At 71.3% G+C, this 13,311-nt stretch carries 11 protein-coding genes; 7 read left to right on the forward strand and 4 right to left on the reverse strand.

What is annotated here, in order from left to right; genetic code table 11:
- Positions 1–21: 21 nt before the first annotated feature.
- Positions 22–489, reverse strand: coding sequence for a GNAT family N-acetyltransferase (locus NDAS_RS09230; protein WP_013152897.1), 468 nt, complete (start codon positions 487–489; stop codon positions 22–24).
- A gap of 474 nt (positions 490–963) precedes the next feature.
- Between NDAS_RS09230 and NDAS_RS09235 the strand changes: the two genes are divergently transcribed.
- Entirely contained in the window at positions 964–2,229 is a 1,266-nt protein-coding gene (locus NDAS_RS09235) for a GNAT family N-acetyltransferase (protein WP_013152898.1), read from the forward strand.
- A gap of 70 nt (positions 2,230–2,299) precedes the next feature.
- Here NDAS_RS09235 and NDAS_RS09240 read toward each other — a convergent pair whose 3' ends face one another.
- Together NDAS_RS09240 and NDAS_RS09245 are read right to left on the reverse strand one after the other, a co-directional pair.
- Positions 2,300–3,358 carry an aminotransferase class V-fold PLP-dependent enzyme gene (locus NDAS_RS09240; protein ID WP_013152899.1) on the reverse strand — a complete coding sequence of 353 codons (1,059 nt, stop codon included), beginning with the start codon at positions 3,356–3,358 and terminating at the stop codon, positions 2,300–2,302.
- Between the two features lie 89 nt (positions 3,359–3,447).
- Complete coding sequence (locus tag NDAS_RS09245; RefSeq protein ID WP_013152900.1) at positions 3,448–3,981, reverse strand: MarR family winged helix-turn-helix transcriptional regulator; 534 nt, start codon at positions 3,979–3,981, stop codon at positions 3,448–3,450.
- Positions 3,982–4,350: 369 nt separating this feature from the next.
- Here NDAS_RS09245 and NDAS_RS09250 point away from each other — a divergent pair, with 369 nt between their 5' ends.
- From NDAS_RS09250 to NDAS_RS28555, 6 genes are all read left to right on the forward strand, one after another.
- On the forward strand, positions 4,351–5,313 hold the full coding sequence (locus NDAS_RS09250) for an MBL fold metallo-hydrolase (RefSeq protein WP_013152901.1): 963 nt from the start codon (positions 4,351–4,353) through the stop codon (positions 5,311–5,313).
- A gap of 74 nt (positions 5,314–5,387) precedes the next feature.
- On the forward strand, positions 5,388–7,172 hold the full coding sequence (locus tag NDAS_RS09255; protein WP_013152902.1) for an FAD-dependent monooxygenase: 1,785 nt from the start codon (positions 5,388–5,390) through the stop codon (positions 7,170–7,172).
- Positions 7,173–7,208: 36 nt separating this feature from the next.
- Entirely contained in the window at positions 7,209–8,417 is a 1,209-nt protein-coding gene (locus NDAS_RS09260; RefSeq protein WP_013152903.1) for a homogentisate 1,2-dioxygenase, read from the forward strand.
- Positions 8,414–9,262 carry a hypothetical protein gene (locus NDAS_RS09265; protein WP_013152904.1) on the forward strand — a complete coding sequence of 283 codons (849 nt, stop codon included), beginning with the start codon at positions 8,414–8,416 and terminating at the stop codon, positions 9,260–9,262. Before NDAS_RS09260 ends, NDAS_RS09265 begins: the two co-directional genes overlap by 4 nt.
- A gap of 195 nt (positions 9,263–9,457) precedes the next feature.
- Positions 9,458–10,675: a fumarylacetoacetase gene (gene fahA, locus NDAS_RS09270; protein WP_013152905.1), complete on the forward strand. Its 1,218-nt coding sequence runs from the start codon at positions 9,458–9,460 to the stop codon at positions 10,673–10,675.
- A gap of 516 nt (positions 10,676–11,191) precedes the next feature.
- A complete protein-coding gene (locus NDAS_RS28555) occupies positions 11,192–12,307 on the forward strand; it encodes a hypothetical protein (RefSeq protein ID WP_126624976.1) in 1,116 nt (371 codons plus the stop codon).
- A 664-nt stretch (positions 12,308–12,971) separates the two neighbouring features.
- Here the strand turns inward: NDAS_RS28555 and NDAS_RS09275 are convergent.
- A complete protein-coding gene (locus NDAS_RS09275) occupies positions 12,972–13,199 on the reverse strand; it encodes a helix-turn-helix domain-containing protein (protein WP_013152907.1) in 228 nt (75 codons plus the stop codon).
- Positions 13,200–13,311: the final 112 nt, after the last annotated feature.

A 13,311-nucleotide genomic window follows, 5' to 3' on the forward strand; every position in this document is an offset into this window, starting at 1 on the left:
CCGTACCGGCCCCGCTCCGGACTACCCGGCGTCGCGGGTCCACCGCCCCATGGCGGGCCACTCCCTGTCGGGATCGTGCACGGGAGTGAACCCGCACCGGAGGAAGAACTCCACCCTGCCCTCGGCGCCCTCGCCCTCCTCGGGCAGCAGGAACACCCACTCGACCCCGGCCGCGCGGGCCCGGTCCACGAACCCCTCCAACAGGCCCCTGCCGACCCCGCGCCGTCTCCACCCGGGGTCCACCACCACCGCCAGCACGTACCCGTGCGGCGGCGGTGCCGGGCTCCCCGACCCCTCGTAGACGCCGTCCAGCACGCCCTCCACCCACCCCACCACCGCACCGTTCCCGTCCGCCTCCGCGACGAGCACCACCATGTCCTCGGGCAGCAGCGAGGCCGGGTAGCCCTTCTCGTCCAGGTGCGGTGAGGCGCGACCGATCAGGGCGGCGATGCCCGGGCCGTCCCCGGGGCGGGCGGAGCGCACGATCATGCCAGCAAGGTAGTGGCCGGACGCGGTCGGCCACCAGCCCGCACACCGGGCCGACCCCTGACCGAACCGGACCGATCCGCGCCCGTCCGCACCGGTCCGCGCCCGTCCGCACCGGTCCGCGCCCGTCCGGGCCGGTCCCTGTCCGCCCCGGAACGCCGCACGTCCGCCCGAGCGGAGCCGGTCCCTCCCCACGCAGGCCCTGAGGGCAGCGCGCCGCGACCGCATGGTCGGCCTGGAGCCGCACCGCGAAAAGGAGTGGCACGCCCTCCGGTGGAGTCCGTACGTTGTGGCTCTGGCCCTCCGGGCCCTGTGCGCCGTGCGCCGGGACCCACGGGCGCGCTGTCCGGGCCTGGGGCCTGGGCCCCATGTCCGGAACATGCCAGTATCGACCTGAACACGAAGTGGAACCCGGGCCCGTCCCGCCCTCGCCGCGAGTGCGCCGGTCCCCGGTTCGAAGAGTGGAGGACCGTAGCCGTGAACGCCGGAGGGGACGTCACCCCGACCGAATGGACCGTACGGGGAACCGACCGCGACGAGTACTCCGAGGTGATGCGCGTCGTCGGCGAGGCGCTGCTGTCCTCGGACCCGCCCGAGGACCGCGAACCCTTCCTGCGCCCCCTCCTGGACGCCGAGGGCTACGACCGCGTCCTAGTCGCCGTGGACGGGGACGAGATCGTGGGCGCGGTCAACGACTTCGCCTTCGAGATGGCCCTGCCCGGCGGCCCGCGCCCGGTGGCCGGGGTGACCGGCGTGGGCGTGTGGCCCACGTACCGCCGCCGCGGCGTGCTCAGCGCGCTCATGCGCCGCCAGCTCGCCGACATCCACGCGCGCGGGGAGCGCTACGCCGCGCTGTGGGCCTCCGAGGGCGCCATCTACGGCCGGTTCGGCTACGGCCCGGCGGTCACCGAGATGGAGACCGCCGTCCGCCAGCCCCACGCCCGCCTGCGCGCCGACACGCCCCGCGACCCCGCTCTGCGGGTCCGCCTGGCCGACCCCGGGCAGGTGCGCCCGGACCTGGAACGGGTCCACCGCGAGGTCGCCGCCGTGCAGGTCGGCCAGTTCCAGCGCGCCGCCCACTGGTGGGACCGGGTCCTGCGCGACCAGGCCCAGTTCCGCGAAGGCCGCGGCCCGCTGCGGGCCGCGGTGGTCAGCGGCCCCGACGGGCCGCTGGGCTACGCGCTCTACCGCACCCGCAACAGGTGGGAGCGCGACGGCTCGCGCGGAGAGGTGTACGTCAAGGAGATCACCGCCACGACCCCGGCCGCCTGGACCGCCCTGTACGACCACCTGTTCAACCGCGACCTGGTCACCGAGATCACCTTCGACTTCCTGGCCGTGGACGACCCGCTGCGCCACCTGCTCGTGGACAGCGGCCGGGCGGCGCCCACGCTCTACACCTCCTTGTGGGTGCGGCTGGTGGACGTGCCCGGAGCCCTGTCCGAACGTTCCTACGCCGCGCCGGTGGAGGCGGTCCTTGAGGTCGCCGACCGGTTCGCCCCCTGGAACGCCGGACGCTGGCACGTCAAGGCCGACACCGGAGGCGCCCGCGTGGAGGCCACGGACGCGGCCCCCGACGTCAGCCTGGACGTGTCGCACCTGGGCGCCGCCCACCTGGGCCAGACCACCCTGGACGGCTACCTGCGCGCCGGCCTGATCACCGAGCACACCCCGGGAACGGTGGAGCGCCTGGACGCGGCCCTGCGCCGCTCCCGCGCGCCCTTCTGCGGTCTGATCTTCTGATTCCCGGGGTTCAGCGGTCCGGCCCCGCCCACCGGCGGGGCCGGACCCGCGTCCTCAGCCCTTCAGCACCTCAGCCCTTGAGCGCCTTGACAAGCCGGTCCACGTCGGACTCGTCGTTGTACAGGTGGAACGCCGCGCGCATCCGCCCGTTGCGGGCCGCCGTGACGATCCCCGCCTCGGCCACGCGCTCCACCGCGCCCTCGGGCACCGGGACCGACACGATCGCCGACCCGGCGGGCTCCATGTCCACGGCCTCGCGGAAGCGGTCTCCCAGGGCGGCATTGTGCTCGCGGATGACCTCCACGCCCACCTCCTCCACCAGGGACAGGGTCTCCTCCAGGCCGACCCACGCCCCCCACACCGGCGCCAGGTCCAGGCGCCGCGCGCCTTCGGCCAGCCGCAGCGGGCCGCCGTAGAGCGACTTCCAGGGCTCGTGCGCCCCGTACCAGTTCGCGGCCAGCGGTGAGAGCTTGGCCAGCGCCTCCTCGGTGCCGGTGAGCAGGGCCGAACCGCGCGGGCCCAGCAGCCACTTGTACGTCGCGCACACCGTGTAGTCGACCCGGTCCACGGGCAGCGGCAGCCACCCGGCGGCCTGGGTGGTGTCCAGCAGAAGCCGCGCCCCGTGGTCGGCGCAGGCCGCGATCAGGTCCTCGACCGGGGCGATCGCGCCGTCGGCGGACTGCACGGCCGAGACGGCCACCAGGTCGGTGTCCGGCCCCACCCGCGAGGCCAGGTCGGCCAGGGGCACCTCGCGCACGCTGATCCCCGCGTCCGCCCTGGCCATGAAGGGGTGGACGACCGAGCTGAACTCGTCGGCCGCCGTCAGCACCCGCGCCCCCGGGGCCAGGCTGGCGGCGACCGTGCCCACGAACTGGGAGGCGTGGCTGCCGATGGCCACGTGGGAGGCGGGCACTCCGGTCAGGCGCGCGTAGGCGGAGCGGGCGCGCTCGATGCCCGCGTCTGCCCCACCCGGCTGGAACCGGCCCGCGGCCACGTCGCGGGTGTGCTGCTCCAGGGCCCGTAGCGCCCGCCGGGGCGTCAGGCCGTGCGTGGCGGTGTTGAGGTAGGTGTTCTCGGCAGCGAACTCCTGCTGCGCGGCCCGCAGGCGGGCCCGTCCGGCTTCGTCCATGCCCCCGATGCTCACAGCGCGGCGGGGACCGCTCAAGGTCCATTCCGGCCGGGAAAGGACTGCCTTTGGCGGCGGTGCCCCCGGCGGCCTCAGTTGCGGAACTTGGCCTTGGCCTCGGTGGAGCCCGCCATGAGCTTGTTGAGCAGGCGCACGAGTTCCCGGCGCTCGTCGGGTTCCAGCGCTTCGGCCCAGGCGCTCTCGCGCCGGTTGTGCGCCCGGAAGCCGCCGAGGATCGCCCGGTACCCGGCCTCGGTGAGGCTGAGCTGGAGGGCGCGCCGGTCGTGGGCGGCGCGCTCGCGCACGATGAGCCCGTCGCGTTCGAGGGTGTTGAGCAGCGCGGACAACGCGGCCCGGCTCATCCCCGAGATCTCGGCGGTGGTCTTGGCCTCCATGGGCCCGGCCAGCCACAGCGCGAAGATCACCCGGAACCCGGGCCAGGTGAGACCGCGCGGGCGGTGCACGGACGACTCCAGGTCGTAGACGACCATGCTCGTCGCCCGGTTGAGGGTCAGGACCATCCGCATGGCGTCGGCGTTCACGGAGGGCAGTTCCTGCTCGGCCTTCCGCACCGCGTAGTCCACGAAGGACCAGAAGGTGAGTTCGGGGGCGGTGTCGTGGGTCACGTCGGTCAGCCTAGTGCCTGATCTCCCGCCGGGACCGGTCGCGCCCGGCCCCGCGCGTCCGCGCCGTTCGGGAGCGCCCGCGCCCGGTCCGGCACACGGCGGGCGGCCCGGCGCACGCGTCGGCACCGGTCGCAGCCGCCGCGGAGCCGCCGTGCGGCTGCGTCCGCCCCGCCCGGGCCGCGCTCGCGAACCGCCAGGTGGGAGGTCTGCGGACACGTCCGCCCCCGTCGTATCATGTGATCTGTATCACTCAGTAGCGGGCTCCAGGCCTCTTGGTCCTGTGGCGTGGAGCACGTTATGGTCAGGATCATCAAACCTTTGATCAATTGGGCGGCGGCAGCCGTCCGGAGCGAGTGAAGGGCCCCGACCATGGCAGCCAAGCCGTTCGCCTCATCCGCCGACACCGAGGCCAAGGAGCAGACCCTGGAGGTCCTGGCCGACGGCGTCTACGCCCTCACCGCCGAGGGCGACCCGAACGTGGGCGCCATCGAGGGCGAGGACTTCCTCGTGGCCTTCGAGGCCCTGGCCACGCCCGCCGCCGCGGGGGAGTGGCTCGCCAAGCTGCGCGAGCACACCGACAAGCCGATCCGCTACCTGGTGCTCTCGCACTACCACGCGGTCCGCGTCCTGGGCGCCAGCGCCTTCGACGCCGAGATCATCCTGACCCACGAGAAGACCCGCGAACTCATCCGCGAGCGCGGCGAGGAGGACTGGGCCAGCGAGTTCGCCCGCATGCCGCGCCTGGCCAAGGACGCCGACTCCGTGCCCGGGCTGACCTGGCCCACCCAGACCTTCGCCGACCGCACCAGCATCGACCTGGGCGGCGACCGCGGCGAGCTGGTCCTCCAGTACTTCGGCCGCGGCCACACCGAGGGCGACATCGTCGCCTGGCTGCCCAAGCAGAGGATCCTCTTCGCCGGTGACCTCGTCGAGGCCCAGGCCGCCCTCTACACCGGCGACGCCTTCCACCACGACTGGGCCGGGGCCACCCTGGACGGCGTCAAGGCCCTGGAGGCCGAGATGCTCGTCGGCGGACGCGGCGCGGTCAGCCGCGGCCGCGAGGAGGTCGACGCCGCCATCGAGCAGACCCGCGGCTTCCTCGACGTCATGATCCGCGAGGTCGGCGCCGTCCACGGACGCGGCGGCACCCTCAAGGAGGCCTTCGAGGCCACCCACGCCGCCCTCGTCGGCGACTACGGCCACTGGCCCATCTTCGAGCACTGCCTGCCCTTCGACGTCTCCCGCCTGTGGGACGAGTTCTCCGGCATCGAGCGCCCGGTCATCTGGACCGCCGAGCGCGACCGCGAGGTCTGGGACCAGCTCCAGGGCTGACCCGCCGCCCCGCCCACCGACTCCCGATCCCTTCCACGCCCGTACGGGGCGTCCACGCCGAACGGAGCCACCAGATGCGACCCCCCGCTCCACGCACCCCCGCGGACACCGCCGCCGATCCCGTCCTGGTGCTCGGCGCGGGCCCGGTCGGCCAGACCGCGGCCCTGCTGCTGGCCCGGCGGGGCGTCCCCGTACTGCTCATGGACGCACGGCCCGAACGCGACGCCGTCGGCTCCAAGGCCATCTGCCAGCAGCGCGACGTGCTCGACGTCTGGGACTGGCTGGGCGCCGGACGGGTCGCGGAGGAGGGGCTGACCTGGGACACCGCCCGCACCTTCTACCGCGACAGCGAGCTGTTCAGCGTCCGCCTCCCCGACCCGGGAGCCTCGCCCCTGCCGCCGTTCGTCAACATCTCCCAGTCCCGCACCGAACAGGTCCTCGACGAGCGCCTGGCCGCCGCCGGGGTGCGCACCCTGTGGAACCACCGGGTCACCGGCATCTCCCAGGACGCGCGCGGCGTCACCGTCGAGTGCCGCACGCCGGACGGCCCCGTCCGCCTGCGCGGCTCCCACGCCCTGTCCTGCCTCGGCGCCCACGGCGGGGTGGTCCGCGAGGCCCTGGGCCTGTCCTTCGACGGCACCACCTTCGACGACCGCTTCCTCATCTGCGACATCCGCGCCGACCTGGCCGGATGGGAGCGCGAACGCCGCTTCTACTTCGATCCCGAGTGGAACCCCGGCCGCCAGGTGCTCATCCACCCCTGCCCCGGCTCGGTGTACCGCATCGACTGGCAGGTGCCCTCCGACTTCGACCTCGACGCCGAGGAGGCCAGCGGCCGACTGGAGGCCCGCATCCGCCAGATCATCGGCGAGCGGCCCTACGAGATCGTCTGGCACTCGGTCTACCGGTTCCACACCCGTGTGGCCGAACGCATGCGCGCGGGCCGCGTCCTGCTGCTCGGCGACAACGCCCACCTGGTCGCCCCCTTCGGCGCACGCGGCCTCAACTCCGGGGTCCAGGACGCCGAGAACGCCGCCTGGAAGCTCGCCTACGTCCTGGCCGGATGGGCGGGCGAGGAACTCCTGGAGAGCTACCACGCCGAGCGCCACGCCGCCGCCCTGGAGAACGCCGACGTCACCAGCGCCACCATGCGCTTCCTCGTCCCCCAGGACGAGGAGGAGCACCGCACCCGCCTGGCCGTGCTCGAAGCGGCCCTCACCGAGGAGGCGGCCCGCGCCCGGGTCGACTCCGGACGCCTGGCCGAACCCTTCTGGTACACCGACTCGTCCCTGACCACCCCCTGCCCCGAACGGCCCTTCGGAGGCAGGCCCCCGCGCGGCCGGGCCCCCGCCCCCTGCCCCGGGGTGGTCCTGCCCGACGCCCCCGTGGACCTGCCCGGCGACGACGCCCCGGCGCGCCTGCGCCCCCTGCTGCGCGAGGGCCTGACCCTGCTGGTGGGCGCCGCCCCCGAGGGCGCCGACCCCGACGCGTTCCTGGAGGGCGTGCGCGCCGCCGCGCGCGGGGCCACCCCGGCGCCCGTCACCGCCCTGTACCTGGACCGGATCGACACCACCGGCGCGCTGACCAGGGCGCTGGTACCCGAGCCGGGACAGGTGTGGCTGGTGCGCCCCGACGCCCACGTCGCCGCCGTCGTCGCGGGCGCAGACCCCGACGCCGTGCGCGCGGCCGTGCGCACCGCGCTGGGGTTCGCCCCGGCTCCGGCGGTGCCCGCCTCGACGGACGGCGCGAGCGGTCCGGCCGCCGACAGGACTTCCGACCCCAGGGCCTCCGCCGCCGCGGACCGCCCCGCAGGAACCGTGCCCGACCCGCGCGGCGACGAGCCCGCCCCAACCGCCTGACCCGGACCCACTCCACACGGAAGGGACAACACCGCCATGGCCTACTACCGCCAGGTCGGCGAGGTGCCCCGCACCCGCCACACCCAGCACCGCACCCCCGAGGGCGGGCTGTACTACGAGGAGCTGATGGGGGAGGAGGGCTTCTCCGCCGACTCCTCGCTGCTCTACCACCGCGCCATCCCCTCGGCCATCGTCGACGCCGCCGAGTGGGAGGTCCCCGACCAGTCCCGCACCCGCAACGCCCCGATGGTGCCGCGCCACCTCAAACTGCACGAGCTGTTCTCCGACCAGGAGTGGAAGGCCGCCGACGTCGTCGAGTCGCGCCGCCTGGTCCTGGGCAACGACGACGTGCGCATCTCCTACGTGGTCGCCGGGGCGCCCTCGGAGCTGTACCGCAACGGCATCGGCGACGAGTGCGTGTACGTGGAGTCGGGCACCGCCCGCGTGGAGACCGTCTTCGGTCTGCTGGAGGTCGGCCAGGGCGACTACGTCGTCCTGCCGCGCGCCACCACCCACCGCTGGGTGCCCACCGGCGACCAGCCCCTGCGCGCCTACGTGGTGGAGGCCAACAGCCACATCGCCCCGCCCAAGCGCTACCTGTCCCGCTACGGGCAGTTCCTGGAGCACGCACCCTACTGCGAACGCGACCTGCGCGGCCCCTCCGAGCCGCTGCTGGCCGAGGGCGAGAACGTCGACGTGCTCATCAAGCACCGCGGCGACGGTCCCGGGGGCATCTCCGGCACCCGATACACCTACCCCACCCACCCCTTCGACGTCGTGGGCTGGGACGGGTTCCTGTACCCCTACGTCTTCAACGTCGCCGACTTCCAGCCCATCACCGGCCGCGTCCACCAGCCGCCGCCCGTGCACCAGGTGTTCGAGGGCCACAACTTCGTCATCTGCAACTTCGTGCCGCGCAAGGTGGACTACCACCCCGGCGCCATCCCGGTGCCCTACTACCACTCCAACGTGGACTCCGACGAGGTCATGTTCTACTGCGGCGGCGACTACGAGGCCCGCAAGGGCTCCGGGATCGGCCAGGGCTCCATCTCCCTGCACCCCGGCGGCCACTCCCACGGCCCCCAGCCCGGCGCCTACGAGCGCAGCATCGGCGCCGAGGCCTTCGACGAACTCGCCGTCATGGTCGACACCTTCCGCCCGCTCGACCTGGGCGAGGGCGGCCTGGCCAGCGACGACGGAGTCTACGCCTGGACCTGGGCCGGGGGACGGAGGGAGCGGCGGTGAGCGCCGAGCTGTACCGCGGCCTGTTCGACGACGCCGCCCTCTTCCCGCCCGGCAACGCCCCCATGGGCGGGGCGCTGCCCGCCCACCGCGCCCACCGGGCCGGACAGCGCGCCGAGTACGTCGGCCCGTTCCTGGTCTCCGACGCCCGCGTGGGCGAGCTGCGCGCCGTCCTGGCGCGCGAGGAGCCGGGCCACGGCCCGCTCGCGGTCGTGGTCACCGTCCCCGGCGGCGCCGAGGGCGTGGGCCCCGCCGTCGCGGCCGCGACCGCCGACCCGGCGCTGCGCCTGGCCGGGGTGGAGGCCGCCGCCGCGCCCGGGACGGCCGCCGAGGTCGCCGCGCGGCTGGACGAGCACCTGCCCGAGGGGGCCGGGGGGTTCGTGGAGGTCTCCCGCCAGGCCGATGTGCCCGCCGAGCTGCGGTCGCTGGCGGGCACCGGCCACAGCGCCAAGTTCCGCACCGGGGGGCTCACCGTCGAGGCCCATCCGAGCGAGGAGGAGCTGGCCGAGTTCCTGCACTCGGCCGTGGAACTGGGCGTGCCCTTCAAGTGCACGGCCGGGCTCCACCACGCCGTCCGCCACACCACCGCCGAGGGCTTCGAACAGCACGGTTTCCTCAACGTGCTGCTGGCCACGGCCGCCCTGCTCGACGGGGCCTCCGAGCGGGAGGCCGCCCTCGTGCTGGCCGACCGCGACGGCCCGCGCCTGGCGGCCCTGGCCGCCAAGCTCACCGACGAGGAGGCGCGGGCGGTGCGCGGCCGGTTCCGCTCCTTCGGCACGTGCAGCGTCACCGAACCCCTGGAGGACCTGGTCGTGCTCGGGGCGCTGCCCGCCTCCCGCGCCCGCTGAAGCGTCCGGTCCCGGAGCCCGACCGTTCCAGGGGCCGGTCCGTTCCGAGGGGCCGATCGCTTCGGGAGCTCGCCCGCTCCGAGAGGCCGTCCACTTCGGGAACCTGCACGCCCCGAGGCCCGGCCGCTCGGAGACCCTGTCCATGTGAAGAGCCCCCCGCTTCGAGAAACCGTCCACTCCAAGAAAGCGAACGCCATGCCCGACAGCTGGCTCGACCTCGCCCCGGACACGCAGTTCGGCCTGGCCACCCTGCCCTACGGCGTGTTCGGCACCGCCGACGACCCCGCGCCCCGCACGGGCGTGGCCGTCGGTGACCACGTCCTGGACCTGGGGGCCGCGGCCCGCGCTCTGGACGCGCCCTTCGCCGACACCGTCGACCGGCCCAGCCTGGACGCCCTGCTGGCCGCCGGACGGCCGGTGTGGGACCAGGTGCGCGCCGCGCTCACCGACTGGTTCACCGACCCCGCGCGCGCCGCGGCCGTGCGCCCGCACCTGGTGGACCGGGCGTCCGTACGCATGTATCTACCCTTCACGGTCGCCGACTACGTGGACTTCTACGCTTCCGAGCACCACGCCAGCAACGTCGGCCGCATGTTCCGCCCCGACCAGGAGCCCCTCACCCCCAACTGGAAGCACCTGCCGATCGGCTACCACGGGCGTTCGGGCACCATCGTGGTCTCGGGGACCGACATCGTGCGCCCCACCGGCCAGCGCAAGCCGCCGACCGAGCCCGCGCCCGTCTTCGGGCCCTCGGTCCGCCTGGACATCGAGGCCGAGGTGGGCTTCGTCGTCGGGACCGGAACCGAGATGGGCGAGCGCGTCGCGGTGGACGACTTCGCCGACCACGTGTTCGGGGTGTTCCTGCTCAACGACTGGTCCTCCCGCGACCTCCAGGCCTGGGAGTACGTGCCGCTGGGGCCGTTCCTGGGCAAGTCGTTCGCCACGTCGGTGTCGCCGTGGATCGTGCCGCTGGCCGCGCTGGAGTCCGCGCGCGTGGAGCAGCCCGCACAGGACCCCGAGCCGCTGCCCTACCTCCGGGGCGACGGCGGGCCCTGGGGCCTGGACCTGCGCCTGGAGGTGCGGCTGAACGGGCACCTGGTGTCCACGCCGCCGTTCTCGCAGATGTACTGGACGGCGGCCCAGCAGCTCGCGCACATGACCGTCAACGGGGCGTCCCTGCGCACCGGGGACGTGTACGCCTCCGGCACGGTCAGCGGACCCGAGCGCGGGCAGCGGGGCTGCCTGCTGGAGCTGACCTGGAGCGGGAAGGAGCCGCTGAGCCTGCCCGACGGTACCGAGCGGACCTTCCTGGAGGACGGCGACGAGGTGACTATTACGGCTACGGCCCCGGGCCCGGACGGGACCACCGTGCACTTCGGTGAGGTGACCGGCAGGATTCTCCCCGCCCGCTGAGGTGTCGGCACGGCCCCGCGCACCCTCCCCGAGGGCGCTCGGGGCCGTTGCACTGTGGCGTCCCCCAGATGACCGGAAACGTTTGGGTCGATCCCCGGCGACGGGGGCGTCATACCCACGCGTTGCTGGCACAGCCAGAGGACACGGTGTTCTCGATCGCCAACCCTCTCGGCGCGTCGAGGCCGGGCTGTACAAACACGTCCCTGGACTGCTTGCTGACTGCAGTGCGCTGGAAGTCCACGCGGATCAGCAACTGCTACTGGCCGTGGCGATGCTGCGAGGCCAAGGCGGCTCTTGCGCATATCACCAAGCCCTCGTTCGGGAAACCGGGTTTCGCTGGCCCGATGTGGCCACTCGGCGAAACAGCCGCTTGATCTGCATTTGTTCAATCCCTTGTTCCTGTGTGAATGGATTCTTGGTCGGCTTCGCGCCTTTGTGCTCCGGAAAAAGTGCTGTGACCTGCAGATTTGAGAAACTGTGGCTGCCATGCATAGTCCACGGGCGCGTGCTAGGGTGATGCAGTCAGTTACCCAAAATGCGGAGATCCCCTTGCATAACGGAAAACTGAAAGCCATCGCGCCCTTCGCTGCTTCTGCTTTTCTGCTCGGGCTCGCCCCTGCTGCGCAGGCGGAGGAAACCGACCCCGGATTTGAACTCGTTTCCACGAGCACTGTTACGCTCGAAGAAGCGATGCAGCAGGATCGGATCACGACGTTCGCCGCCAACGACGCCATCGAAACCTATGTCACAGAGCAGGCGGCTGAAGGTAGAGAAGTCGACCCTGAAAATGTGACAGCTATCGAGTTCGAAGAGCCGACCACTGGCGAACAAGTGACGGCAGTGTGGGACGACGGCCTGACGCCTACGAGGTTCGATACAGCAACGGCGCAATATTCTGAAGGCCATGAGCAGGTTGCCTACGGGGTCGGAGTCGAAATCGACCCTGCAGAGGCAGCTTCCTCGGACGTGTCGACCAGTAGTAATTTCGGCGTGGAAACCGAAGGAATGGCGGAGGAAGGCGATGCATGCGTTCGCATCGAATTTACTCCTGACTATGCCACGGAGCCCGGAACGCGTGAAAACCACGTTCTCGTGAGTTGCTACGAAAAATACCGCGCCCTCGAAATCGAGACTCCGGATGCGCGTGACTGGGCCTACTACCGGTACGGGAATTTCACGACCGCTGAGCCAAGGTTCCCGGAGGTCGTGCCAGAGCCTCGGATCGTTGACTTTTCACTGCGGACGCAGCCCTGGGAAGGGAACGCGGACGAAGACGTGCGCAGGATGACTGGATTCGCGCCACAGACTCCGTCGAATGACTGCAACGTGGGAAACCAGCTCCAACTCACCGTGGGTCCGGCCTCGCTGACGTTCCCAACACTTCAGTGTGATAACCTTCGCGTCGATATCAAGCCTAATGCTGGCGCATATGGTTTGATCTTCGATGGAAGCGAAACCGTGCAGATCGCAAACAGCTACGCGATGGCACTCGAGGCCACTGCCGCTGGACGTGAAGTGGTCATGAGTGACTATGCCTGGGCCGAGGTCAACTACGGTGGTGGAAGCGGTCCCATCTGGGAAGACGCCTACATCTGGACCGACGGCGGGTGGACCCCCTGGAATGATCTCTAAATTCCTGTGGTTTAAAGTATGAAATCAGGGGCGCGGGATTCTGTTCCGCGCCCCTGCTTATCGCCCTCGGATAACGTTTACTGCGGCAGCTACAATGCCACACATGGCAAGGAAAAAGCCAACTCTTCCTTCTCTGATGACTATATGGACAGGGTGGCCCAGGTTGGGGCTGTAGGATAGTCTGAAAATGCCGACGTCGTAATGCCCGCCGTAGCCGCTATGTACTGAAATCCAGGCGAGGGCGAACCCGACGTTCAGCAAAACCAAACCCGCTAAGAGGCCAAATAGAAACCCGTAGATTAACCTTCTGCCGCCGAAATTGCTCACGCCATCACCTCACGGGGGAGTCAAGTTTGGTCTAGGGTCATCATACATTGCTGCTCTTCAATTGTCACCTTCGCTCTAAACCACAGGTAAGAGGCTCGCAGTGCTCGCGGTGAAGAACCTTCATGATGCCTAGTTCCACTACTGAAGCGCACTCATCGGCATCCATTTTCTGGAGAACTATGTGGAGGAGGCGAACGTTTTCCTGGGCTCTGCAGAAATTGATCAGTGCGAGGATATTCACCTTGGTAATGGCATCTCCTGCGCCTCGGGTTCCCCGACTGGTGAGGCGGTGGTCGTCCCGCGCGGTCGTGAGACCGCGCGGGACTTTCACCCCGGCTCAGGTGTCGGAGAGGTCGGCGGAGGCGCAATCGTCCGGCTGGTTGAGGAGGGTGGCGATGTGTTCTTTGGGGTAGCGGCGTGCTCCGCCGGGGGTGCGGAAGGGTTTGAGGACGTTGTCCCATTCGCCTCGGTGGAGGCTGCGGGGGCGGATGTTGAACAGTTGGGCGACTTCGCTGGGTGTGAGGACGTCGGGGCGGCCGTCGAGGAGGTAGCTGTAGTCGGGCATGAGGGGCTTTCCGTGTCTTCGGGGGGTCGGTACTCGGCGCTGGGTGTGGTGCGGGTGGCTGGTGGGGTGGCCCCGCCCTCCCGGGGAAGGGGAGGGCGGGGCTTCGGGCTGG

Source organism: Nocardiopsis dassonvillei subsp. dassonvillei DSM 43111 (assembly GCF_000092985.1).
Classification (GTDB): Bacteria; Actinomycetota; Actinomycetes; order Streptosporangiales; family Streptosporangiaceae; genus Nocardiopsis; species Nocardiopsis dassonvillei.

Coding starts and splice junctions, on each gene's coding strand:
- NDAS_RS09275 (WP_013152907.1), bottom strand. CDS start 13,199: ATGCCCGACTACAGCTACCTCCTCGACGGCCGCCCCGACGTCCTCACA.
- NDAS_RS09260 (WP_013152903.1), top strand. CDS start 7,209: ATGGCCTACTACCGCCAGGTCGGCGAGGTGCCCCGCACCCGCCACACC.
- fahA (WP_013152905.1), top strand. CDS start 9,458: ATGCCCGACAGCTGGCTCGACCTCGCCCCGGACACGCAGTTCGGCCTG.
- NDAS_RS09250 (WP_013152901.1), top strand. CDS start 4,351: ATGGCAGCCAAGCCGTTCGCCTCATCCGCCGACACCGAGGCCAAGGAG.
- NDAS_RS09255 (WP_013152902.1), top strand. CDS start 5,388: ATGCGACCCCCCGCTCCACGCACCCCCGCGGACACCGCCGCCGATCCC.
- NDAS_RS09230 (WP_013152897.1), bottom strand. CDS start 489: ATGATCGTGCGCTCCGCCCGCCCCGGGGACGGCCCGGGCATCGCCGCC.
- NDAS_RS09240 (WP_013152899.1), bottom strand. CDS start 3,358: ATGGACGAAGCCGGACGGGCCCGCCTGCGGGCCGCGCAGCAGGAGTTC.
- NDAS_RS28555 (WP_126624976.1), top strand. CDS start 11,192: ATGCAGTCAGTTACCCAAAATGCGGAGATCCCCTTGCATAACGGAAAA.